The organism is Bifidobacterium callitrichos DSM 23973 (assembly GCF_000741175.1).
GTDB lineage: Bacteria > Actinomycetota > Actinomycetes > Actinomycetales > Bifidobacteriaceae > Bifidobacterium > Bifidobacterium callitrichos.
The window spans coordinates 1-25516 of the sequence record NZ_JGYS01000009.1 but is presented as its reverse complement, the minus strand read 5'-3'; the positions used below and the strand labels follow the sequence as shown (position 1 = coordinate 25516).

Genomic DNA, 25516 nt, shown 5'->3' with positions numbered 1-25516 from the left:
GAAGTCATGAGGGGAAAGCAGGGATTGCGGTCCAAGCGGGAACGGACGAAGGGGTCACGTGCCCGTACGGTTCCGGTGGTCTGGCTGTTGCTGGCCGTGATCACGGTGGCGGCGCTCACGGTGTGGGCGTGCGCGTTGTGGCTGCCTGATCGCGCGCCGGCGTTACTGGGAGCCGGCGGCGAGGCGACAAGCGCGCCGGCGGGCGTGCAGGAGTATTCGGGTGGCCAGCAGGTCACGGTCGTGCCGACGATGTCCGCCGATCGGGAGCTGATCGGCAACGCGACCGGCACGGTGACGACCGACTGGTCGGGCGAAGGACTGACGTCGGGGCGCCGCGCATACCGGGTCAACGATCGCATGGTCGTGGCTCTGGCGACCGCATCCCCCCTGTACCGCGATCTCAAGGCGAACGATACGGGCGACGACGTGCGTGCGCTGAACGACGAGCTCAACCGTCTGGGCTACCGGTCCTCGCCCGGCTCGAACAGGTACACGTGGCGCACCGTGCAGGGCGTGAGCCAGCTGATGAAGGACAACGGCAACACGTCCGACGGTTCGCTCGCCCTCGCCGACACCCTGTGGATCCCGTCACCGCAGGTTGCGGTCGGCTCGTGGACCGCGTCTCAGGGGCTCTCGGTCACGGCCGGCAGCTCGGTCGGTTCGATCGGCGGCACCATCGTCAAACTCGCCATCAAGAACGGCCAGCCCTCCGATCGGGACCGTACGATCACGGTCCTGGGCCAGAGCGGCACCCTGCCGGCCGGCGCCACCGAAGTGACCGATGCCGGGTTCTGTGCGAAGGTCGCCGCGACTCCGGAATTCACCGGCATGCCGAAGGATGCGCGGTCGACGGGATTCGACGCGACCGTGACCTTGCCCGAGCCGATCCGCGTGCTGCGCGTGCCCTCTGGAGCCGTGTTCGGCATCGACGGACAGTCCGGATGCATCGTGCCCGCCTCATCCAAGGGGACGAGCGGCGGTCGCGGATCGGATGATCCGGTCAGGGTGACGATCATCGGCGGTGAACTGGGCGCGAGTCTCGTAAGCCCCACGGACGCATCGGGTGCCTCGATCGACCCCTCCTCGATCACGCGCGTGACCATCGGACGCGCGCTTGACGGCCTGTCATGCGGGCGGTAGAGGCGGCAGGGATGGTGGCGACAACGGGCGAATCCATGGACGCGGCGGTGCGGTCGCACGGCATCGACGATGCCGGCGGCGACCGCTACGTGTCGGTGCACGGACTGGCGCACCGGTTCGCGGGCACCGACCTGCTGTTCGAAGGGCTTGACTTCACGGTGCGGCCCGGCCAGACGGTCGCGGTATGCGGACCGAGCGGATGCGGCAAATCGACGCTGCTGTCGATCCTCGCAGGCTGGCAGAAGCCGTACGCCGGAAGCGTGGAACGCCATGGGATCGACCGTATCGGCTGGGTGTTCCAGAACCCGTACGGAGTGGCCGGACGAACGGCTCTGGACCATGTGGTCTTCCCGCTGCTGTGCAAGGGCATGCGTCGGCGCGACGCCGAACCGCTCGCCATGGAGGCGATGGGCCTGTTCGATCTGGGGTACGCGGCCGACCGTCGATTCAGCGACCTGTCGGGCGGTGAGGCGCAGCGGCTGATGCTGGCCCGGGCGGTGTGCTCGCGTCCGGACATGCTGCTGGTCGACGAGCCGACCGCCCAGCTCGACACGCGCACGGCCCGCTCGGTCAGCCACGTGCTGGGCAATCTCGCGGGCCGGGGCATGATCGTGCTGGTCGCCACCCATGATCCGGACACGCGCGACGCATGCGGACGGATCATCGATCTGGCCGACTATGCGCCCGGCATCCGCGCCGACGACGATGCGGCCGATGTGGACATGGCCGATATGGACGCCGTAGGGACCGGCGCACAGGGGGAGGAGTCGCGATGAGACTATGGGCGGTGCTTTCCGAGGCATGGCGCAACGTGGGTGCGGGTACGACGCACGCGCTCGTGATGGCGATCGCGGTGCTTCTGGCCGGCGGACTGCTGGGCGGCTATGAGGCCGTATCGGTCGAGACGCTCGAATCGCAGGCGGTCACGCGCATCCGCGCATACGCGGACGTCAAGACCGTGGTTGGCGCGCCTGTCGACGGAGCCGCATGCGACGCCCTCGCCGCGCCCGCATCCTCATCCGCGTCCTCGTCGGGACTGCCGTCCGTGTCCGGCGCGATGCGTCAGGGGCCGCAGGTCACCCCGCTGGCCACCCCGGGCCGTGACGTGTCCTCCTACGAGGCGACCCCCGGCATGATCCGCCTGATCACGGCCACGGATCACACGCGCCGAGCGGACGCATCCGGCGTATGGGTGTCCACCGCCATGGCCCGCGACTTCGGACTGACCACCGGCTCCCCGCTGCCCACCGACAAAGGCGCGACCCATGTCGCGGGCGTGTTCGACTGGCCCAACGACGGACGCGACACCCGCTTCGCGTACGCGATCGTCACACCCGTATCGCCGTCGGACGGCACGTTCGAGGAATGCTGGGCCAAGCAATGGCCCGCCGACAGTGTGCTCGACACGCTGCTGCTGTCCGTGGCGCGCGTACCCGACGTCGCCGGCGCGTCCCCGGGCTCGGCCGGCGTGACAGCGCTCAACAAGGGCTTCGACTCCCACTACGACGCGCAGGCCTCCCATGCGAACCGCCCCACGCGCAGCATGCCCTACGCCGGTCTCGCGATCGGCCTGCTCATGGGCGTGATCGCGGTGCGTCGACGCCGGCTCGAATACGCCGGGGCCCTGCATTCGGGACAGTCCAAGGGCGCGCAGCTGTTCGGCGTCGGCGTCGAGACCCTCGTCTGGTCCGGGGCCGGCACCATCGTCTCCATTAGCCTGATCGGCGCATACTGCGCGCGCATGGTCACCTCCGATCCGCTGGCCGTGTTCCAGACCGCCATCCGCACGCCGATCGCCCTGCTCGCCGGCGCGCTCGTCGCCGCCCTGCTCACGGCACTCACCATCCGCGAATCCCAGCTCTTCCACTACTTCAAGACCCGATAGACGCCCGACGCCCGAACACCTGTTTCCCGTGTCCGCCGTATTACGAACAGTGACGCTGTTCACATAGTGAACCCCCGCTGGTTTGTCACATTACGCGCGCCTATGTTCTGTGTCCAGATCGAGCGGAAAGCCAAGACAAGCCGCTTGATGACATACTTCGAGACCGAAAGGAGGCCGCCGCGATGACTGGATACACTGCCCTCAACACCGTTAGCGAACTGGTTCTGACCGTCGTTAACGTCGCTCTGCTGTCCGCACGAATTATTATCCCGTCTTCGCTGGCGGACTGATTTCGGCTTGATGAGCTTGAGCCCCGCTGGCGAAGGCAGGGCGGCAAGCATCGATCACGTTTGAAGCCCTGCGCAAGATAGCGGGGCTTTTTCATTGTGCGTCCTTTCAAGGTCCGCGGCCCACAGCCCACAAGGCGCCGGGTCTACGGTATCGGGGCGATCCAATGGCAAGCATTCCCGGAAGAGAACAGACAAGAACCAAACGAGATTGGAAGGGATTCCTCTCATGACTTCAGTCGACACGACCGCAGCAGGCAAGGCGAAGAGCCTGGCCCGCGATTCGGTCAAGACCGTGATCGCAGCATCCATGGTCGGCACGGCCATCGAATTCTACGACTTCTACGCTTACGGCACCGCAGCGGCCAATTACTTCCCGCACATCTTCTTCTCGGCGAAGGACAACCCGACCGTCGCCCTGCTGATGAGCCTGCTGACCTTCGCCATCGCGTTCATCGCCCGCCCGCTCGGCTCGCTGGTGTTCGGCCACTTCGGCGACCGCATGGGCCGCAAGACGACGCTGGTCGTCTCCCTGATAACGATGGGTATCGGCACCTTCCTCATCGGCTGCCTGCCGACCTACGACCAGTGGGGCGTCGCGGCGGTCGCCGTGCTGTGCCTGCTGCGCTTCATCCAGGGCATCGGCCTCGGCGGCGAATGGTCCGGCGCCGCGCTGGTCGCCACCGAGAACGCGCCTGAGGACAAGCGCGCCCTGTACGGCTCCTTCCCGGAGCTCGGCGCTCCGATCGGATTCTTCCTGTCCAACGGCACCTACTTCATCCTCGAATCCTTCAACGACTCCGACGCGATGCTCGCCTGGGGCTGGCGCGTGCCGTTCCTGCTGTCCGCGATCCTCGTGATCGTCGGCCTCGTCGTCCGAGTCCACATGGAGGAGACCCCGATCTTCCGCATGGCCCAGGAACAGAAGAAGGTCGTCAAGTCCCCGCTCACCGAGGTCTTCAGGAAGTCCTGGAAGCAGGTCCTTCAGGCCACCTTCCTTGTGGCCGTTACCTACACGCTGTTCTACACGCTCGCCACTTGGTCCCTTGCATGGGGCACCAAGGAGCAGGGCGAGGGCGGCGGTGGCCTCGGCTTCACCAACCAGGAGTACCTGCTCATGCTGATGATCGCCATCTGCGTGTTCGCCCTGTTCATCGTGATCTCCTGCGTCAACGCCGATAAGCTCGGCCGCAAGCGCGTGATCACCTTCTCCTCCTGCGCCCTCGTCGTGTTCGCCGCCCTGTTCCCGTTCCTGCTCAACGGCCAGATCGTCGGCCAGCGCAACTTCTTCGCGAACATGGTGTTCCTGTGCGTCGGCTTCGCCTGATGGGCACCGCCTTCGGCCCGATCGGCGCGTTCCTGCCCGAGCTGTTCGACGCCAACGTGCGTTACTCCGGCTCCGGCATCGGCTACAACCTCGCCGCCATCGTCGGCGCGGCCTTCGTGCCGACCATCGCCACCTGGCTGTCCTCCCACTGGGGCGTGCACTCCGTGGGCATCTACCTCGGCGTGATGGCCGTGTGCTGCCTCGTCGCGGTGCTGACCTGCAGGGAAACCAAGGACGTCGATTTCACCAAGTGACTTCCTTGCTCGGCCCCCTCTGATGAGGGGGCTGTCAGCGAAGCTGACTGGGGGAGAGACTACCCCTCAGTCCCGTTTCGCGGGCCAGCTCCCCTGACAAGGGGATCCACGGGGACTATCGACTACGGCTGAAGCCCAACATTCCAGCTGTAGTCCGGCAAGATTTCATAACTGAAAATCACAACTCAATATTTGGACGCGAGGGACCGCGTCAGTCACCGGGCGACTAGAAATAAGACCCAGTGATCGATGACTTTCAACGTCAAGGGACACAATCCTTTCTCGCCGAAGGCCGTCAGCAATCTCACCGATTGCCGGGCGTGCAGTTTTCGTTCGGCATACCGAACAACATAAAGGAGTGCCAATCATGGCAGCAACTATCTGGTACGAGAAGGACGCCGATCTGTCCGTGTTCGATGGCAAGAAGGTCGCCATCCTGGGCTACGGCTCCCAGGGCCACGCCCACGCGCTGAACCTGCGCGATTCCGGTGTCGACGTGGTCGTCGGCCTGCGTCCGACCTCCAAGTCCGTCGAGTTCGCCAAGGAGCAGGGCCTCGAGGTCAAGTCCGTCCCGGAAGCCGTCGCCGAGGCTGACGTCGTCATGATCCTTCTGCCGGATCAGTACCAGGCCGCCGTCTACAAGAAGGACGTTGAGCCGAACCTGAAGCCGGGCGCCGCTCTGGCCTTCGCCCACGGCTTCAACATCCACTACGGCTACATCAAGCCGAGCGAGGATCACCCGGTCTTCATGGTTGCCCCGAAGGCCCGGGCCACATCGTGCGTCGTGAGTACGCCGCCGGCCGTGGCGTCCCGGTCGTCGTGGCCGTCGAGCAGGACCCGGATGGCAAGACCTGGCCGCTGTGCCTCGCCTACGCCAAGGCCCTCGGCGCTCTGCGCGCCGGCGCCATCAAGACGACGTTCAAGGAGGAGACCGAGACCGATCTCTTCGGCGAGCAGGACGTCCTCATGGGCGGCATCAACCACCTGTGCGACATGGGCTTCGATGTGCTGACCGAGGCTGGCTACCAGCCGGAGATCGCCTACTTCGAGGTCTTCCACGAGCTCAAGATGCTCGTCGACCTCGCCAACGAGGGTGGTCTGAACAAGGCCCGTTGGTCCTGCTCCGACACCGCCCAGTACGGCGACTACACCTCCACGGTCATCACCGAGGAGACCAAGAAGCGCATGCAGTACCAGCTCAAGCGCATTCAGGACGGCTCCTTCGCCAAGGAGTTCATGGATGATCAGGCCGCTGGCGCTCCGAAGTTCAAGAAGCTGCAGGAGGAGTTCTCCCACCCGCACCTCGAGACCGTCGGCCCGAAGCTGCGCGCCATGTTCTCTTGGAACAACGGCCCGGCCAAGGATCAGGACGAGGCCGAGTCCTTCAACGGCAAGATCGCTCGTACCCAGGTTCAGTGAGCCCGGCGCGGCCCTCAGCTTGGCCGCATGAGCGTCGCCTAAACGCGACTGAAGTCGTATGACCAAAGGCCGCCATTCCGATCTTCATCGGTTTGGCGGCCTTATCGTATATTGGCGTCCATATGTAATGCGGAAGCGTGGGCGTATGGATGTGCGGGCGCGCGTTGGGTCGTGTTTTCGAATCACGCCTCCCGCGCCACGAGTGGCGTAATGTCGGGCAGTCCGTTCGCCTCGGCGATCTTAAGATCATAGGTGTTCTGCAGATTGAGCCAGAAATGCGGTCCCGTTCCTAGCGCCATGCCGAGCAGCAGTGACATACGCGCGGTGATCGCCCTACGACCGTGCACGATGTCGCTGATCGCCGACTGAGATACTCCTATGGTTTTCGCCAGTCGATAATGAGATATGCCCAACGGCTCCAGAAACTCTTCTTCGAGAATCTCGCCAGGAGTCGATAGCACTTCGGCGTCCTCGAACTTCCTTCCGTAGGATCCGGTGCTAGCCGGATTGCAGGTGATGTGCTCAGTGATAGTCTTCGAATCGCACATCGCAGGCCTCCTTGTCGTCCCAGCCAAATACCAATCGCCACTGTTTGTTGACTCGAATGCTGTACCGGCCACTCAAATTCCCCCTCAGCTCCTCGAGCCGATTGCTGGGCGGTATTCGCAATGCCTGCGGATAGTCGGCGGCGTCCAGCATCTGCAGTTTTCTCATCAACACACGTTGCAGTCCCTGCGGAAACTGTGGTGGGTATCGTCCGGTTGCCCAGTAGCGTTCCAGCAGTCTGTCATTGAATCGCATAACAATACTACCGCCTTACAGAAGTATTGGCAACGCCGTCGCTGTTGCCGTCCGTTGTTCCGTCGATAGCCACGGTATGCGCCGATACGGTGATCTCATAATTGAACTCCGATGTTTGTGGATATGTGGATAACCGGGCGAGTTGCAGATGCATCGTGGTCGCAGTATGGCTACGTCCACGATATGGTTCACAAAGTCGTGATTTGGCCCACCTTGTGGACGCAAACGTGCCGGCGGGGCGCGTGTCGGTAGGATGGAGCCCAGTTTCGAGGACACAATCCTCAACGCCTGGCATCGCCCCGACCCCGCGGCCGGAACACCGGAACATCGACCGGCAATCCGGCGGACACGGACGAACGCCACATGCGCTACATGCGCAACCACAACAACACCGTGTGCCGACCGCGCGAACCGTACGTCGCGGAAGGTACGCAAGTTAAAGGAGTGCTACATGGCTGCACAGATCTGGTATGAAAACGACGGTGATCTTTCCGTGCTCGAAGGCAAGAAGGTCGCGATCATCGGCTACGGCTCTCAGGGCCACGCCCACGCGCTGAACCTGCGCGATTCCGGTGTCGACGTGGTCGTCGGCCTGCGTCCGACCTCCAAGTCCGTCGACTTCGCGAAGGAGCAGGGGCTCGAGGTCAAGTCCGTCCCGGAGGCCGCCGCCGAGGCCGACGTGATCATGATCCTCGCCCCCGACCAGTACCAGCGTACGATCTGGGCCAACGACATCGAGCCCAACATCAAGCCGGGCGCGGCCGTCGCGTTCGCCCACGGCTTCAACATCCACTACGGCTACATCAAGCCGAGCGAGGATCACCCGGTCTTCATGGTCGCCCCGAAGGGCCCGGGCCACATCGTGCGTCGTGAGTACGCCGCCGGCCGTGGTGTCCCGGTCGTCGTGGCCGTTGAGCAGGATCCGCGCGGCGACGGCTGGGCGCTGACCCTGGCCTACGCCAAGGCCCTCGGCGCTCTGCGCGCCGGCGCCATCAAGACCACGTTCAAGGAGGAGACCGAGACCGATCTCTTCGGCGAGCAGAACGTGCTCATGGGCGGCGTCAACAAGCTCGTCGAGATGGGCTTCGAGGTCCTGACCGACGCCGGCTACCAGCCGGAGATCGCCTACTTCGAGGTGTGCCACGAGCTCAAGATGCTCGTCGACCTGATGAACGAGGGTGGCCTCAACAAGGCCCGTTGGTCCTGCTCCGACACCGCCCAGTACGGCGACTACACCAACACCGTCATCAACGAGGACTGCCGCAAGCGCATGGAGTACCACCTTGGCCGCATCCAGGACGGCTCCTTCGCCAAGGAGTTCATCGACGATCAGGATGCCGGTGCCCCGCACTTCAAGGAGCTGCAGGAGAAGTACTCCAACGAGCGCATCGAGACCGTCGGCCCGAAGCTGCGCGCCATGTTCTCCTGGAACAAGGACGGCGTCAAGGATGCCGACGAGGCCAACTCCTTCACCGGCAAGATCGCCCGCGCTCAGGTGCAGTGAGCGATCTAAGGCGTACAGCGAATCGTTCTCACTAACAAACGTGTGAGGGTTGACGCTGCGTCAATCGAACATGAATAATCCCCGAAATCAGCTTCCTTCCGCTGGTTTCGGGGATTTTCGTCTATGGGCGATCGTGGGCGATCCCGTGCGATCGGCTCACACTTTTCTTAATGAGAACGATTCGCTGCAGCGTAGACATTATCTTATCTTAATTATTATAATCGTGATACAATAAATCGTGATGCAATAAGCTATCCGACGACGCAGTGACGGAGGCAAGGGCCGCGAACAGCAAGGGAGGCGTCATGGCATTCATCGGGCGTGAAGACGATCTGAATCAACTTGAGGAATGTTTCGCCGCGCGCAAGGCGCAGCTGGTGTTCGTATACGGTCGGAGGCGCGTGGGAAAAACCGAGACCCTCAGTCATTTCTCGCACGGCAAGGAAACGCTGTTTTTCGCGGCCCAGAACGCCACCAAGGAGGAGCAGCTGGAATCGTTCTCCCGCCTGATGTTCGAGGCCGGCGCCCCCGGTCGGGACTACCTCAGCCGTTACCCCTCCTGGGAGAGCGCGTTGAACGAGTTGGCACGATTGCCCGAGCCGAGGGGCGGCGCGCGAAGACTGGTCGTGTTCGATGAATTCCCGTACTTGGTCAAGTCTGATCCGTCACTGCCGTCGGTACTGCAGAATCTCTGGGATCACACGTTGCACAATGCGAATCTGATGATCGTCATCTGCGGCAGCGCTATGAGCTTCATCGAGAAGGAGCTGTTGGGAGAGAAGTCGCCGTTGTATGGTCGGGCGACCGGCATTCTGAAGATGCTGCCTCTGCCATATTGGGATGCAGTGCGGTTCTTCCCCGACTACGGCGGTGAGGACAAGGTGCTCGCATACGCGATGTTGGGCGGCATCCCCCGGTACCTTGAGGAGTTCGACCCGGACGAGTCCATAGAGGCGAACATCAAGCGCCACATCCTGCGGCGCATCTCCCCGCTGTACAGCGAAGTCGAGTTCTTGCTGCATGAGGAGCTGCGGGAGACGGCGAAATACAACAGTGTGATACGGGCCATCGCGCTTGGCGCCACCTCGCTGAACGAAATCGCCACACACGCGATGATGACAAATGCTACGGTCTCGTCCTATCTCGCCAATCTCATGGAACTCGGCATCGTGGAGCGCGAGTTCCCGGTCACCGCGAAACTCAAGGAGCGGGCGAAGGGTGCTCGGGGCCTATACCAGTTGAGCGACAACTTCTTCCGATTCTGGTATTCGTTCGTGTTTCCCTACCGCTCGGAACTGGAGCGGGGCGATGTGGACGGCGTGTACGAACGGCATGTCGGGCCGGTGCTGCATGATTTCGCGGGCAAGCCGTTCGAAGCGCTATGTCGTGAGTGGGTGTGGCGCGAGAGCATAGCCGGGCGTCTGCCGTTCCACGCGCGCGAGGTCGGGCGTTGGTGGGACCGGCGTGATGAGATAGACGTGATGGCAGTCGATGGATCGGGGGCGGCGGCGATCATGGGTGAGTGCAAGTTCCGTAATACTCCGGTGGATCGCTCGGTGCTGAACCTGTTGCGCGACCGCGCCTCGCGCACGGGGATTGACCGTCGCACGTATGTGCTGTTCTCGCTTGGCGGTTTCACGCAACCGTTGCTCGACGACGCCGCGTCATCCGAATCCGATGTTCGGCTGGTCGGTGTCGACGAGCTGTTCGACTGATTCGCTGTTACGCGTTATTTCCTATTGCTCACCTGATAGGCGACGAACAGGATCGCCAGCCAGATCACGCCGGCGATCACGGCCACGCGATAGCTGGCGGAGAAGCACATGAGCACCACGACGAGCGCGAGGAACGCAAGCACAACCCACGGGGTGACGCGCGCGAACGGCAGCTTGAAGTGGATCGCGTCGAGCGCCTCCTGACCCGAGAGCCCGGCCAGATCGGTGTCCTCGGGTGCGCCGCCGGCCGCCACCACGCGACGGAACTTCATCTCGGTGATCATGATCATCGTCCAGTTGATGATGCCCGCGATCGTGGCGATCGACATCAGATAGTTGAACGCGAAATCGGGCCATACGAACACGACCACCACGGCGAACGCGGTGATCACGGCCGACGTGAGCACGCCCGCCACCGGCACGCCATGCGCGTTCAAGCGGCCGAGGAACGCGGGGGCGTTGCCCTGCTTGGCCAGCGAGTACAGCATGCGCGAGTTGGCGTACAGGCCGGAGTTGTACACGCTTATCACGGCGGTGAGGCACACGAAGTTCAAGATACCGGCGGCCGCGTGCACGCCCACCGAGTCGAAGATCTGCACGAACGGGCTCGACTTGCCGTCGATCGTGTTCCACGGCACGACCGCCATGATCACGCCCAGCGCGCCGATGTAGAACACGAGGATACGCCAGATGATGTCATTGGTGGCGCGCGGGATCGTGGTCTTCGGATCCTCGGTCTCGCCGGCGGTGATGCCGATGAGTTCGGTGCCGCCGAAGCTGAACATCACGACGACGAGCGCCATCAGCAGGCCCGTCCACGAGCCGTCGGACGCGCGTCCCATCAGGCCGTTCGGCAGGAATCCATCGCCCACGGTGAACCAGTTCGCGAAGCTCGCCTTGACGCCCGAATCGGTCGGCAAGGCGAAGACGATCACGGCGAGGCCGCCGATGATCATCGCGATCACGGCGACGATCTTGATGATGGCGAACCAGAACTCGAACTCGCCGAACTTGGAGACGCCCAGCAGGTTCGCCGCGCAGATCACGACGAGGAACACGGCCGCCGACACCCACGTCGGAATCGCCGGGAACCAGTAGTTGACGAACGAGCCCACCACCGCGAGCTCCACCATGGAGACGAGGATGTAGTTGAACCAGTAGTTCCAGCCGGAGATGAATCCGGCGCGCTTGGACCAGTATCGCGTCGCGTAGTAGCTGAACGCGCCCGCCTTCGGGTCCTCGACGCTCATTTCGGACAGCGCGCGCACGATCATGAAGATCGCGAGGCCGCCGATCAGGTAGGCGAGCAGGATCGCAGGGCCGGCCAGCGCGATCGACTCGCTCGAGCCGTAGAACAGGCCCGTGCCGATCGCGCCGCCCAGCGCGATCAGCTGGATATGGCGGTTCTTCAGCGACTTGCGCAGCGTCGCCGGCACCGGCACGTCGTCGGTCTCGCGCGGCTTGTTGGGCTGTGGCGCGTTTGCAGCGCTCATGGATATTCTCTTTTCTCTCGTGTTATTGTGCGATACCGTCTGGGATTGGGCGGGTGCTGGTGCATCCGTGCGATGCGGCATCATGGACAGCAGTATTGTACGGCTGTCATACTGTGTGACGCGTTTCACAGCCAGAGTCGTAGTCGTTTGCGGAAGTGTTTGTGTATGAGGCATCTGCGATGACGGATAAGTTGTGTGACAGTCCGTTTCGCCCCGTCACGCGCTTGTCCGGCGTTCGCAGGCAGTGTCGGAGCCAGGCTGTTCCGGTTCACCTGTCCGTTGCCCGGCCATATTGGCGGGAATGGACATCGTGAAAATGATGTGCGCCACGGATTCCGGGGTGGCGGCGAGATCGGTTGCGAGCCAGTGTTGGATGAGACCGATACTGCCGGAGACGGCGAACCGCATGCGCATCTGCGCCTCCTGCGGTGTGGCGGCGCCGGTCTGCATCCGCTCGACCATTGATTGTCTGCCGTAAATCAGTTCGAGCAGTTGCTGTTGGAATCCGACGTCCGCCTTCGGACTCATCAGCACTTGCAGATGATTGCGATTGTCGGCGATGTATCGGCACACGCGTTCGATGATGTGTTCGATGCCTGCCGGGTCCGGTTGCTTCATGAGCTGGTCGAGCGCGGCCGTGACCCATGCCATGGTGTCGTCCTCGATATCGTGCAGCAGCTCTTCGATGCTGGAGTAGTGGGCGTAGAACGTGGATCGGTTCACGTCCGCCCGTTCGCACAAGGCTTTGACGGTGATGTCACCGAGCGCCTGATCGCGGAGCAGCTCGATGAGTGCGTCCTGCATCGCGGCTCGGGTATAGCGCGTCCGTCGGCTTTCCGTCAGACCTTTGGCCTCTTTGGCTTCTTTGCCCATGATGTTGCCTTTCTGCTCGATAGTTCAATTCCGGAAAGTTGAGGAAAGTTGATTTCCATGGAATGGCGAGTGCGACTGACGTTGCCGTTCCTGCGTTTCCCGGCTCGTTGTCACGCGAGCGTCGGCTCATTTGGTTGTGCTTGAACTCCAGCCATTCGGTTTCGGCTGGTTGCTTGGCAAGTTCATTCACCAATAGCGTCAGATTCTCCATACATGCATTATCCTCCATCGGGAAAGTTAGGGAAAGTTACTGATATTGCTGCGGCCGATGGTGAAGACGTTGAAAATCCAATGTTTTATGGTCATTCGCTGAATGGAATCGGGATGGTATCGGGTGTGTGGGCCTGAATGTGATGGCTGAGGAAAGTTAGACGGGCATGGATCGAATGGTTATGACCGGCGTCCGACATTTATCGACTCGACTGTTGGTTGTGGAACCGACACAGTGTTGTTTTACTTGATGATAGCATTCATCAACTCGAAGTCCGGGCCGTGCGTGTATGAGCGGACGGGTGTTTGCGGCGGAGGTGAGCGACATGGCGTACATCGAATTCGACAACGTGGTCAAGGAGTATCCGACGGGCGGCGGGCGGCCGATCCGGGCGCTCGACGGCGCAAGCTTCACCGCCGATCCGGGCGAGCTGACCGTGATCCTCGGCCAGTCGGGCGCTGGCAAGACCACGGCCCTGAACATTCTGGGCGGCATGGACACCGCCACCTCCGGTCGCGTGGTCGTCGGCGGCCGCGACATCACGGACCTCAGGAAACGCGACCTCATCACCTACCGTCGCAACGACATCGGATTCGTGTTCCAGTTCTACAATCTCGTGCCCAATCTGACCGCTCTGGAGAACGTCGAACTGGCGTCGCAGATCTGCCCGGACCATTTCGACCCGGCCGACACGCTGCGCAAGGTCGGGCTGGGGGAGCGGCTTGACAACTTCCCCGCGCAGCTGTCCGGCGGCGAGCAGCAGCGCGTGTCGATCGCCCGCGCGATCGCGAAGAAGCCGAAGCTGCTGCTGTGCGACGAGCCGACCGGCGCGCTCGACTACGAGACCGGCAAGGAGGTGCTCACCCTGCTGCAGGACATCTGCCGCGAGCAGGGGATGACCGTGATGATCATCACCCACAACTCGGCGCTCGCCCCGATGGCGCACAAGGTGATCCACTTCCGTTCGGGCCGCGTGACCGCCGCCGAGGTCAACGAGCATCCGACGCCCATCGCCGACATCGAATGGTGAGAGGAGGCGTGTGATGACCGGACGCGCGTTCGTCAAGGACATGCTGCGCTGCTGGCTGCGCTCGTGGAAGCGATTCGTGTCGATCGCGGTGATCTCGCTGCTCGGCGTGGCCGTGCTCACCGGCATCTACGCGGGATGCCGCGACATGTTCCGCGGCGCCGACCGGTTCTACGATGCGCAGGGTCTGCGTGACATCCAGGTGGTCTCCACGCTCGGGCTGACGTCCGACGACGTCGACGCCCTGCGCGCGGTCGACGGCGTCGAAACCGTGCAGGGCATGCGCAGCCAGGCCGTCAAGGTGCCGATCGACGGCGCCGAGAAGACCGTGACGATCAACGAGATCGCGGGCGGCGGCGCCGGCGGCGGCTCGGGCGATGCCGCGGCTCTCGACCGACCATATCTTGAATCCGGCCGCATGCCCACAAGGGCCGGCGAGGTGGCCGTCACCCGCAAGTTCCTCAAGGACAGCGGCTACAGGATCGGCGACAAACTCACCGTCACCCCGGTCGCCACGGATGATGCCAACACGGATTCCGCTGACGATTCGCCCTCATTCCCCACGCAGCTCACCATCACCGGGCAGGTGCTCGACCTCGCGGACCTGAGCAACCCGGACGGCATCAGCAGCGAGGCGTTCCGCAACAACGCCGCCTCCGACTACGCGTTCTTCGCGCCCTCCGACGGCGTGACCGGCGACGTCTACACCTCGATCAGCCTCACCGTGAGCGGCGCCAAGACCGAGGACACGTTCTCCGACCGCTACGATCGGACCGTCAGAGCCGTCGTCGACCGCATCACCGAGCAGATCCAGTCGCAACGCCAGAAGGCGCGCCGTCAGCAGCTCATCGACGAGGCCCAGCGGAAGATCGACGACGCCCGAGCCAAGGCGAGTCTGCAGCCTGCCGAAGTGCAGGCGCAAATGCAAGCGCAACTGGACCAGCAGCGTGCGCAGGTGCCCGACAAGATCGCGCAGGCACGCTGGTATGTGAGCACACGTTCCGCGATCGGCGGGTTCAGCCAGCTCAAATCCGACGTGAGCTCGATCGAATCGATCGGCCGCGCGTTCCCGGTCGTGTTCCTGACCGTCGCCGTGCTGATGAGCCTGACCGCGATGACCCGCATGGTCGAGGAGGAGCGCGGCCTGATCGGCACCTACGTCGGCCTCGGTTACGGGCCGGCCGCGATCGCCGCCCGCTACGTGCTGTTCGCCGCGCTCGCCTGCCTGATCGGCGGCGGACTGGGACTCGTCGCCGGTTTCATCGGGATTCCCGCGTTCCTGCTTGTCGTGTTGCAGGGCCTGTACACGGTGCCCGGCGTGCGTCTCGAATACGACTGGGTGTACGGATCGGCCGGCATCGCCCTGTTCGTCGTCGGCATCGTCGTCGCGACCATCGTCGCGTGCGCGGGCGAACTGCGCCAGACGCCGGCCGCGCTGATGCGTCCGAAGGCACCGAAGGCCGGCACGCGCGTCCTGCTCGAACGCGTGCGCCCGGTGTGGCGTCGCATGGGATTCCTCAACAAGGTGACCGTGCGCAACATCATGCGATTCAAATCGCGCTTGATCATGACGGTCGGCGGCGTGGCCGGCTGCACCGCGCTGATCGTGTGCGGCCTCGCGATCAACGACAGCGTCGACGCGATCCCGGCGCGCCAGTATCAGGACATCTACCGCTACGACCTGATGGTCGTCACCGATCACGACGATCTCGCCGCCGTCGAGCAGCGACTGCGCGGCGACGGCAAACTCGACGGCGCGATGACGCCCGCACGCATCGACAACGGCGAGATGACCAACGCCGCCGACGAGTCGACCACCGTCCAGCTCGTCGCCGTGCCGGCCGCCGGCGACTTGGGACGGATCGCCGATCTGCGTGTCGTCGCCGACGGCACGATGGGGGACTACCACACTGGTGATGAGATCAAGCTGGGCGATACCGCCGGTACCGGGGCCGCCGCTTCGCCGACCTTCACCGGCTCCGGCGTGATCGTTTCGCGATCCGCCGCGGCCTCGCTCGGCGTCAAGGCCGGTGACGAAATCACCCTGCGCAACGGCGATTCCGAACGCGCCAAGGCGCGCGTCTACGCCGTCAGCGAGTCCGTGATCGGTTCCGACCTGTACATGACCACCGCCTATTACAAGCAGCTGTTCGGCGCGGACGCCGGGGACGACGCGTCCGACACGGTCTCCGACGGCGTCGAACTGAATGCGATCTACGCGAACCTGAAGGATTCGGACGACGACCAGATCGACTATGCCGCCAAGCTCGGCCGCGACGCGAAGGTGCTGAGCGCCGTCAGCAACGCCAAGCTCGAGCGGAGCTTCGAGTTCAAGCTCATGGCCGCGGTCGTCGCCCTGATCGTCGGGCTCGCAGGCGGACTCGCGCTGGTCGTGCTGTTCACGCTCGCCAACACCAACGTGTCCGAACGCGTGCGCGAGATGGCCACGCTCAAGGTGCTCGGCTTCTACGATCGCGAAGTGCACACGTACGTGAACAAGGAGATGATGATCCTGACCCTCGTTGGCATCGTGGTCGGACTGCCTCTGGGGCGCTGGGTCGGAGGTCTGCTGACCGCAGCCCTCAACATGCCCGGCATGTACTTCGAGGTCCACGTGCATCCCGCGAGCTATCTGATCGCCGCCGCAGTGACCCTCGCCTTCGCACTACTGGTCCAGCTCCTCACCAACCCAGTCCTAGACCGCATCGACCCCGCCGTCTCGCTGAAAAGCATCGAATAGCGTAGTAGTAAGTAATGCTGGGTCCGGAGGGCAGGGCGGTTTGCCATGCCGGACACGCTCAAGGCCGCTCGGCCAAGCCTACGGTCCGGCACGGCAAACCGCCCTGCCCTCCTCGTTCATGCAAACGTTACGAAAGAAGCGGAAGAATCGGAATCGCGAAATATACGCTGAAACGTAACGGAATGCCGAAACGGAGCGTGAGGGCGGCGGTCCGCTGTTGCGGACCGTAAAGACTTGGCCCATTGCGCTGCGCGCAATCGTCGCAGCATAGCTGCTCCCCTCGCCTATGGACAGTCCACTGGACTGTCCATTGACGGCTCGGCCCGGAGCGTGTCCACAATAGCGGACCGCCGCCCCCACGCGGCCCCGCTGGAACAACAAAGTTCAATTTTGAGTCGCAAAGCGCAAGAGAAAAATTGAACTCGGATGTGCAAAGTTCACAGAGGCGTTACATGATAATTGAACTGAATGAACTTCTTCGTCCGGTCCGGTGCTACAGTTTGAACCTGCATTGAACACGCGAATCGAGAAGTGAGGTCGGCTGTATGAGCGATGCGAACACGCGTTCGGGCGGCATGAACGGCGTAGGTGGCACGAGCGCAGGCGCGGACGGTGCGACCCTGAAATCCGTCGAGAGCCTCGATGCGAACAATGAGATGGATCGCGGCCTCAACAATCGCCACGTCCAGTTCATCGCCATTGGCGGCACGATCGGCACCGGCCTGTTCCTCGGCTCCGGCAAGTCGATCGCCCTGACCGGACCGAGCATCGTGTTCGTGTACATCGGCGTCGGACTGGTGATGTTCATGCTGATGCGCGCGATCGGCGAGATGATGTACCGCGATCCGAGCCAGCACACGTTCATCAACTTCATCACCCGCTACCTCGGCAACGGCTGGGGCAAGTTCGCCGGATGGTCGTACTGGATCGTGCTCGTGCTCATCGGCATGACCGAGATCACGGCCGTCTCGACGTATTTCATCACGTTCTTCAACACGTTCGGCATCGACCTGAGCGCGTGGAAATGGCTGATCGAGCTGGCGTTCCTCGTCGTGCTCGCCACCATCAACCTGATCGCCGTCAAGGCGTTCGGCGAGGCCGAGTTCTGGTTCTCAATGATCAAGATCACACTGATCTGCGCGATGATCGTCACCGCCGTGGTCATGGTCGTGATCGGCTACCATTACGACTCCGTGCAGATCGTCGGCCAGAGCGCGCCGTCGCCCGCCGGTCATGCGGGTCTCGACAACCTGTTCACGAACTTCTCGATCGCGCCGAACGGCTGGCTGGCGTTCCTGATGAGCTTCCAGATGGTGTTCTTCGCGTATGAGGCGATCGAATTCGTCGGCGTGACGGTGTCGGAGACGCAGAATCCGCGCAAGGTGCTGCCGAAGGCGATCAACGAGATCATCATGCGCATCCTGATCTTCTACGTGGGCGCGCTGGTGGCGATCATGTGCATCGTGCCGTGGACCACGTTCAAACCGAACAAGGACGGCTCGTTCGCCTCCCCGTTCATCATGGTGTTCCAGTACGCGGGATTGAACTGGGCGTCCGCGCTGGTGTTCTTCGTGGTGATCACGGCCGCGTCGTCGTCGTTGAACTCGCTGCTGTACTCGGCCGGCCGTCACCTCTACCAGCTGGCGATCGAGTCGGAGTCGCCGGCGTTCCAGAAGGTAGGCGTCGTCTCGAAGCGTCGCGTGCCGGCGCGTGCGATCCTCGTGTCGGCCGCGCTGGTGCTGCTGTCGCCGGTGATCAACGCGTTCCCGCAGGTGTCGAGCGCGTTCGTGCTGTTCTCGTCCGCCTCGTCCGCGGTGATCATCTTCATCTACATTCTGACGATGGTCGCGCATCGGCGCTACCGCCGTTCGGCCGATTTCATCCCCGACGGCTTCGTGATGCCGGCCTACAAGGTGACGAACACCATTGCGATCGTGTTCTTCGTGTTCATCTATGTGACGCTGTTCCTCGCCTCGGACACGATCGGCTCCGCGATCGCCGGTCTGGTGTGGCTCGCCGTGTTCGGCGGCTACTGCCTGCTGCACGATCATTTCCAGAACCGCGATCTCAAGGCCGCGTTGGGCCGCTGAGTTCGTGGCTCTGGCGGTCGGCCGGGTGCGACTCCGATCTCGTCCGTCAGTGGGTTCCGCTGGCGGGCGATCCGCAATTGTCGGCGTGCTGCGCGCGATATGCGTGAAAGAACTGTGAAGACGCATATGTGACGCAGGGGAGGCCGGGAGTGTTGTGGTCGCGATGCGCGTGTAAAGAGGCGCGCGCACGCGTTGGATCGCCCGCCTGTTCGTGGCATGTCCGCCCGAGATGGCGTTATCGGCGGCATTGCAGTCTTTTTCTGGCGGTGGATCGACGTGTAGCCGATATCTGTATGGCCTTGGGCGTGGTGCTCATCTGCTGGTGGAAGGTCATCGACCGGCTGAATCTGTTCTGATTGCGATGTGTCGGGCTGTCTTCTTCGCATGGGACCGTTCGAACAGCGGTTCCTCGGTGCGGGTCGATGACGACTCGTGTGCGGGATCGCTTCGTCTGAACGCCGGATCGGGGTTCGGGGGACGCATAACGACACATTTCTAGGGAAGGACGTGCGATGAGGCACGAATGGCATACCACTAGGCCGAATGGCCGCGGAATCTGCGGGCCGGGAGCCTCGCGGAGACGGAGAACTTCAGGAACACGGGACACGACAAGGCCGATCTGGCCGGCAAGATCGGCACGGCCGACGCCGACGAAACGCCGTGCACTGGAATCCCTGATGTGCAGGGCGGGGACGTGTCTGACCGTCGCGGTGATGCTGCTGACCGTATTGTCGCCGGCGTCCGTAGCGGCAGCGGCCCCGGTGGCCGTCACCGGGTTCGCCTCGGTCCGCGGCGGTTCCGTCGCCGTTGCCGCGGACAGGGATGCGGCCGACACGACGATCGTCGCCGAAGGCCCGTCGTCCACCACGCTGCCGGATGGCGTGACGTGGGCGGACGTACGCGGCTACATCGACGAGCAGTTCCCCGATTCGGCCGTGTTCGCCGACGCGGTGTACGACGCGATCCGCGACTCCGGTCAGGACTACACGGATGAGCAACTCGAGCACGCACCGCAGGGCGTGCCCGATTCCGCCGCGGACGTGATCTCCTATTTCGGCATCGATGACCCGGACCACACGACGATCACCGTGTCGCGCCCGTTGGAGGACGGTGCGGTGCTGACCGGCGTCACGCTGCTCACGAACGTGGGCGTACTGAAGATCGCCGACACCGGTTCGCACAAGAGCCTGGCGTTCATCGAGGACGCATACGAGCCGGCCGGCGAAGGCGAACTGCCGTACAATACGCCGGAAGGTCCGGCGATCGAGCTGTCTCCGATCAACCTGACCGTGCTGCCGAAACGGCCGTACGAGTACAACCTGACTAGGTCGCGTAGCGGTCAGCATTTCTTTGAAACGACCGCACTCAACAACCTCTCCGTTTCGATGCTGCGCAATCCGAAAGGCAAGGACGCGTCGGTCGTCATCGACACGACGCTTACCGGGCGCGGGGCACCGGTCGACCTGACTCCCATCAGCGCGGCCGGCTCGACGGAATCGACCGAATCACCCGGCAAAACCGTGCATCCGACCGACATCACTCCGACGTTCAAGTATCGAACGGACCCTGAGACCACGCAGCATCCGACCGACCGGGTCTCCACCAAAGACAATACCGTCACGATGTCGATCCCGGCCTGCGGTGATGACGGCGAGTACACCGAGCGACTGGCGTTCAACCGGCTCTACCGCCATTTCGGCGGTACCGTTGAACAAATACAATCCCTCGACTATCACTACCGCACCAGCGTCACCTATTTGAGCGCCGTGCACATCTCCGGAGAGGCGGTGATTCTGGGCGACGTCACGGCGCGCAAGATCGACGCCACCAACCAGCAGCCGCTGCGATACGCGCGATTCCGCCTCTACGAGGACAAGGCCGCCACCAAGCCAGCGCGTCAGGCGGACCTCACCGTGGCCGGCCAGATCCAACGTGACGAGAACGGCGGCATCAGGATGAAGGAGACCGACGTCGCGGACAGTGGCGAGGACGGCGTCGTGCGGTTCGAATACCTTCAGCCGGGCGACTACTACCTCAAGGAGATCGCCCCGCCGGCCGGCTACGACCTGCCCGATCCGAATCCGGTCAAGGTCACGGTCGTCGGCACGGACGGCGACAACGCGATCACCGGCCCGTCGATCACCGGCGGGCAGGGGAGCGAGGCCGAGGTGCTCGTCGACGGCGTCACCGGTCGCGCCGACAACTTCAGGAACGCGTCCAGCTGGTACACCGCCACGAACAACATCACCCGCACCTCCAAACTCGACACGATCCGCGTGGACGACGGCGTGTACGTCAGAAACGGCGGCAAGGCCATCGCGGTCAACGATTTCACGGCGAGCGGAGAGGGTCTCAAGCCGCTCGCCGAGGCTGCCCCGATCGGCGACGACGGCAAGCCGGATCTGTCCGGAGCGTCCGCGGAGGGAAGCGGGTACACGGTCACGTTCGGCGATAAGGGCGACGAATCCGCCACCACGCAACGGTTCGAGACCACCGCCGGAGCGCAGGATGCGATCAACGCGATGATCAAGGGCAGGCAGCTCGGCTGTTCGACCGCCACGATCAGCGTCGACGCGGGATCGCGCGTGTATCATCGTGCGGCCACGGACGCCGATATCGTGACGATCGGGGACCGGCCGCTGCCGGTGTACCTGCGCATCCCCGCCTCCAAAACGCTCGAGGGCGGCGACGAGGCGTTCGAGGACGATCGATTCCGCTTCACCATCGACGGCGCCGACAGTCGCGGCGAGATCCACGAGACGGTCGGGGTCAAGTCGACCGGCACGAAACTGGGCAAGCACTACGGCGTCGTCGACTTCAGCCCGCTGACCTTCGACAAGTCCGGATCATACGAGTTCACCATCACCGAGGAGGTCGACGAATTCGATCTCGGCGTCAGCTACAACCCCGAAGGCGTGTCCTACAAGGTGTACGTCGACGTCGGGCCGAACTGGCTCGGCAAGTTCAAGATAAACGGTGAACCGGCCGATGAATCGGACGGAGATGAGGACGAGGCTGAGACCTCCGACACGTTCAAGTGGTATCAGGGACTGGCCGCCACGGTGCACTACGCCAAGGTGACGTCCGGCGCGGACGGCAAGCCCGTCGTCGGCAAGAAGACCCTGCTCGGCACCTACGACTCCGAGCAGACGAACGTGGCCATCAAGGCGGAAGACGGTTCCATCACCGGATTCACGCCGAACCCGAAGCGACCGTTCACCGGCCCGCTGATCTTCGTCTTCACGAACGTCACCAAAACCACGACCTTGCCGAAAACCGGCGCCGGCGGCATCGTCGCCATCGCGGCGGCCGGAGTCACGCTGCTGCTCGTCGGCGCGCTGATCGTCACCCACGCGTCGCGTCGCCACGCCCGCCGATGACGCATGCATCGGCTCACCATCCGCCCATGGCATCGCACAACAATCACATAAATCACACAGAAAGGAACAATGATGTTCACCAATCACCAGTCCACACTTCGCACGCGTGACGTGCGGAATACGGTCGTTGCGGCGACGCCCGATCCGGGGCCGAACGGCGGCGAATCCGGCCGAACGCCACGGTTCTCCCGGTTCCGGGGAACCCGTGCAGTCGCGTCGCGTACGGTCGCGGCGGTGATCGGCGCAATCGCGCTGATCGCTGGCATATCGTTGGCGCCGTCGGCGGCGCTCGCCGCCAATCCCGGCACCCTGCCCGTCGCCTCGACCGGGACTCCGCTTTCCAAGGATTCGACCGCCGAACTCGTCGTACGCGGCGTCGAAACCGGGTCGACGAGCGTCGCGCATCGGGTCATCGAGCTGAAGCTCGACGAGAACGGCGCATCGCCCGCGGCACCGCCCTACGCGTGGGCCGAACCGCTGCGCGAGTTCGTGCGCGACTACGACGCGAAGCACGGCGTCGATTTCATCGCGGACGACGATTCGGTCGGCGACGCCTACGCCGGACTGCAGAACGATGAGACGGGCGATCCGACAACCGCGACGGCCGGGCAGATCGCCGATTTCGCCGATCGACTCGCCAGGTTCATCGCTGAGCGGTCGGCCGGATCCAAAGGAACCGAAGGATCCGAGGGGAACGGTCTCGCCGGTCTTGAATCGCACACCGGCGTGACAGGTGCGGTGAGCGGAGGAGACGCGTCCGACGCCGTCGCGACCTTCGCCGGACTGCCGCTCGGCGGTTACCTCGTGATCACGTCCGGCGGCCCGCGCGTCCATCGGCCGGTGATCGCGAACCTCACACCGCAGTACGACGCCGAAAGCAGGCAATGGCTCGTCGCCGAACGGTTCGAGGCGGTGGCCAAGCATTCGTCCCCGGGTGTCGACAAGTCGATCAACGAGCAGCGCGACGACGGACACGTGTCGGGCCGCGACGCGAAGGATTCCGGTTCGGACGTCATCGCGATCGGCGACGCCGTCACTTTCGACCTGCGCGCCGACGTGCCGGTCTTCCCGAACAATGCGATGCATCGCGATTTCACGATCGCCGACACGATGTCCGCCGGACTGACGCTCGTTGGGGAGTCGATCGAGGTGTACGGCGTCACGGCATCCGCCGAACCTGCCGGCGATGACGCGGAAACGCGTCTCACCGCCGAACAGTACGGGCTGAGCGTGGGAGCGGATGAGGGCTCCGGCGCCGACGAGCGGGCGTACACGTTCCGCATCGACCTGGGCGGCACATACTACGACGGCATCCGCGGCTACGACGCGATCCACGTGCGTTACCGGGCGATCGTCAACGATCGCGCCGTCGTCGGCCCGACCGGCAACCCGAACGAGGTGACGTTGGAGTATTCGAACGACCTGTATCACTCCCAGTCGCACGACACCGACAAGGACCGCGTGACCGCCTTCTCGTACGGTCTCGAGGTCGTCAAGACCAGTGGCGACGGCAAGCCGCTCTCCGGCGCGGTCTTCGCGTTGGGTGGCGATGTCGCCGACACGTATGAGGGCGTGGTTCCGCTCACCGAATCCGGACGCTATCGCCTGCCGAAGCGTGACGCCGACGGCGGGATCGTCGACGAGGATCGGGGTGCACTCACCCGCGATCTGACGGTGTCCGACTCCGGACAACTGTGGATCTCCGGTCTGCGACCGGGCTCCTACACGCTCACCGAAACGCAGGCGCCCGACGGATACATCATCATCACCCAGCCGATCCCGTTCAGCATCGTCGACACCGCGACCGAAGGCGGCCACACCGACGTCGAATTCACCGGCACGGTCGTCGGACAGAAGACCGCCGGCTACGCGTACAGGGAGGTGCGGAACTATCGCGGCGGACTCCCGATCACCGGTGCCGCCGGCGTGATCGCGTTCGGCGTCATCGGTGTCCTGCTCGCGGGCGGCGGCGTGACGCTGGCCGCGGTGATGCGCCGACGCCGCAGATGAGGCACCGCGCATGAGACACCGCATGAGCGTGCGATCGCGCGTGCGGCGAGCCCTGCCGTCCGCGATCGCCGCCATGCTGGTCCTCGCCGGGATCGCCCTGTGCGCGTACCCGGCGATCGCCGAATCCGCCGCCCGCCGCGATCAGGCACAGATCATCGCCGGCTACGATCGCGCGTCCCGTTCGGTCTCGGACGAGCGGCGCGAACGCCTGCTCGCCGAAGCCGAACGGTACAACGCCGCATTGGCGGGCGACGTGTCGGCGGACGCTACGGGCGGCGGCGTGTCCCGGTCGTTCGCCGCATCCCCGCGCTATGAGGATCTGCTCGATCCGAACGGCGACGGGGTGATGGGCGTACTCGCGATCCCGGTCATCGACCTGAAACTGCCGGTGTTCCACGGCGTCGGCGATCGCGCGCTCGCAGCCGGAGTCGGCCACGTACCCGGCAGCGCGCTGCCCATTGGCGGCATGGGCAATCACAGCGTGATCGCCGGGCATCGCGGGCTGCCGTCGGCCGAACTGTTCACGCGTCTCGACGAACTCGAGCGCGGCGACGCGTTCACCATCACCGTGCTCGGCGACACGCACGTCTACCGCGTCATCGGCATCCGCGTCGTGGACCCGGATGCCGTGGCGGTGGGCGGCGGCGGAACTGCGGGCGGTGGCGGAGTTGCGGGCGTCGGCGAGTCCGTTGGTGGTGGTGGAACTGCGGGCGGTGGCGAGTCCGTTGGTGGTGGTGAGTCCGCGCTGCGCACGTCGCAACCCGGACTGCTCGCGTCGCAATCCGGCCGCGATCTGGTCACGCTCCTCACCTGCACGCCGTATGGCGTCAACACGCATCGACTGCTGGTCACCGGCGAGCGCGTCCGCGATCTCGAACGCGCCGGCGTCGACCTGTCCGGTTCCGCGAGATCGCACACGATCCGCATCCCCGCTTCGCCCGATGCCTGGCTGCGCTCCGGCTGGGCGGTGGCGCTTGCCGTTGCGGTCGTGCTCGCCGCGCTCACCGGCACCGCAGTGTTCCGTGCTATTCGTGTGTTTCGCGTGTCAAGTACCGGGCGTCACCGTGCGGCTGATGCCGGTGCTGGTGCCGGTGCTGGTGCGGATGCGGATGCTGATGCTGATGCCGGTGCCGGTGCCGGTGCCGGTGCCGATGCTCCGTGATCGTGTCCATCGAGCGGTCGCACTGTCCATCGCGCGGTGATTGTCCCATGAAGCGGTGTATCTCCCATCGCGCGGTGACGGAAAATGGCGGAATTCCGCCAATGTGCCAAAACGGCTCACCGCTTCATGGGTAAAACACCGCGCGATGGGTGTTGGGAGTGCGTGATGGGTGTGCGGTGGGTGATGGGTGTTGGGTGA

The 25516-nt window shown here is 63.9% G+C and carries 14 protein-coding genes and 3 pseudogenes; 13 read left to right on the top strand and 4 right to left on the bottom strand.

Annotated elements, in window-relative coordinates; genetic code table 11:
- The first annotated feature begins 6 nt into the window (after positions 1 to 6).
- The 5 genes and pseudogenes from BCAL_RS06640 (at position 7) to ilvC (BCAL_RS06620) (ending at position 6312) form a co-directional block, all read left to right on the top strand.
- Complete coding sequence (locus BCAL_RS06640; RefSeq protein ID WP_043166750.1) at positions 7 to 1140, top strand: peptidoglycan-binding domain-containing protein; 1134 nt, start codon at positions 7 to 9, stop codon at positions 1138 to 1140.
- A gap of 35 nt (positions 1141 to 1175) precedes the next feature.
- On the top strand, positions 1176 to 1916 hold the full coding sequence (locus BCAL_RS06635; RefSeq protein ID WP_152600401.1) for an ABC transporter ATP-binding protein: 741 nt from the start codon (positions 1176 to 1178) through the stop codon (positions 1914 to 1916).
- Entirely contained in the window at positions 1913 to 3025 is a 1113-nt protein-coding gene (locus BCAL_RS06630) for a hypothetical protein (RefSeq protein ID WP_043166752.1), read from the top strand. The genes BCAL_RS06635 and BCAL_RS06630 overlap by 4 nt, the downstream gene beginning before the upstream one ends.
- Positions 3026 to 3541: 516 nt before the next feature.
- Positions 3542 to 4893, top strand: a pseudogene (locus BCAL_RS06625) (MFS transporter).
- A 367-nt stretch (positions 4894 to 5260) separates the two neighbouring features.
- Positions 5261 to 6312, top strand: a pseudogene (gene ilvC, locus BCAL_RS06620) (ketol-acid reductoisomerase).
- A 182-nt stretch (positions 6313 to 6494) separates the two neighbouring features.
- On the opposite strand, the gene BCAL_RS06615 reads toward ilvC (BCAL_RS06620), so the two are convergent.
- Both BCAL_RS06615 and BCAL_RS12725 read right to left on the bottom strand, forming a co-directional pair.
- A complete protein-coding gene (locus BCAL_RS06615) occupies positions 6495 to 6860 on the bottom strand; it encodes a HigA family addiction module antitoxin (protein WP_081887318.1) in 366 nt (121 codons plus the stop codon).
- Positions 6835 to 7113 carry a type II toxin-antitoxin system RelE/ParE family toxin gene (locus tag BCAL_RS12725; protein WP_081887317.1) on the bottom strand — a complete coding sequence of 93 codons (279 nt, stop codon included), beginning with the start codon at positions 7111 to 7113 and terminating at the stop codon, positions 6835 to 6837. Before BCAL_RS12725 ends, BCAL_RS06615 begins: the two co-directional genes overlap by 26 nt.
- A 451-nt stretch (positions 7114 to 7564) precedes the next feature.
- On the opposite strand from BCAL_RS12725, the gene ilvC (BCAL_RS06610) reads away from it, so the two are divergent.
- Both ilvC (BCAL_RS06610) and BCAL_RS06605 read left to right on the top strand, forming a co-directional pair.
- Positions 7565 to 8617 carry a ketol-acid reductoisomerase gene (gene ilvC, locus BCAL_RS06610; protein ID WP_043166757.1) on the top strand — a complete coding sequence of 351 codons (1053 nt, stop codon included), beginning with the start codon at positions 7565 to 7567 and terminating at the stop codon, positions 8615 to 8617.
- A gap of 305 nt (positions 8618 to 8922) precedes the next feature.
- Positions 8923 to 10332, top strand: a complete 1410-nt coding sequence (locus tag BCAL_RS06605) for an ATP-binding protein (protein WP_043166758.1) — start codon at positions 8923 to 8925, stop codon at positions 10330 to 10332.
- A 14-nt stretch (positions 10333 to 10346) separates the two neighbouring features.
- Here the strand turns inward: BCAL_RS06605 and BCAL_RS06600 are convergent, their stop codons facing one another.
- On the bottom strand, positions 10347 to 11825 hold the full coding sequence (locus BCAL_RS06600) for an amino acid permease (RefSeq protein ID WP_043166759.1): 1479 nt from the start codon (positions 11823 to 11825) through the stop codon (positions 10347 to 10349).
- 294 nt (positions 11826 to 12119) lie between these two features.
- A pseudogene (locus tag BCAL_RS06595) lies at positions 12120 to 12698 on the bottom strand (TetR/AcrR family transcriptional regulator); the annotation flags it as partial.
- Between the two features lie 536 nt (positions 12699 to 13234).
- Here BCAL_RS06595 and BCAL_RS06590 point away from each other — a divergent pair.
- The 6 genes from BCAL_RS06590 (at position 13235) to BCAL_RS13945 (ending at position 25318) form a co-directional block, all read left to right on the top strand.
- Complete coding sequence (locus tag BCAL_RS06590; RefSeq protein WP_043166760.1) at positions 13235 to 13939, top strand: ABC transporter ATP-binding protein; 705 nt, start codon at positions 13235 to 13237, stop codon at positions 13937 to 13939.
- 13 nt (positions 13940 to 13952) lie between these two features.
- Positions 13953 to 16676: an FtsX-like permease family protein gene (locus tag BCAL_RS06585; RefSeq protein ID WP_043166762.1), complete on the top strand. Its 2724-nt coding sequence runs from the start codon at positions 13953 to 13955 to the stop codon at positions 16674 to 16676.
- 545 nt (positions 16677 to 17221) lie between these two features.
- Positions 17222 to 18766 carry an amino acid permease gene (locus tag BCAL_RS06580; RefSeq protein WP_043166764.1) on the top strand — a complete coding sequence of 515 codons (1545 nt, stop codon included), beginning with the start codon at positions 17222 to 17224 and terminating at the stop codon, positions 18764 to 18766.
- 677 nt (positions 18767 to 19443) lie between these two features.
- The gene (locus tag BCAL_RS06575; RefSeq protein WP_043166766.1) at positions 19444 to 22146 is read left to right on the top strand and encodes a SpaA isopeptide-forming pilin-related protein; all 2703 of its coding nucleotides are present in this window, start codon (positions 19444 to 19446) and stop codon (positions 22144 to 22146) included.
- A 69-nt stretch (positions 22147 to 22215) separates the two neighbouring features.
- Positions 22216 to 24156, top strand: a complete 1941-nt coding sequence (locus tag BCAL_RS06570; protein WP_043166768.1) for an isopeptide-forming domain-containing fimbrial protein — start codon at positions 22216 to 22218, stop codon at positions 24154 to 24156.
- 22 nt (positions 24157 to 24178) lie between these two features.
- Complete coding sequence (locus tag BCAL_RS13945) at positions 24179 to 25318, top strand: class C sortase (RefSeq protein WP_043166771.1); 1140 nt, start codon at positions 24179 to 24181, stop codon at positions 25316 to 25318.
- The last annotated feature ends 198 nt before the right edge of the window (positions 25319 to 25516 follow it).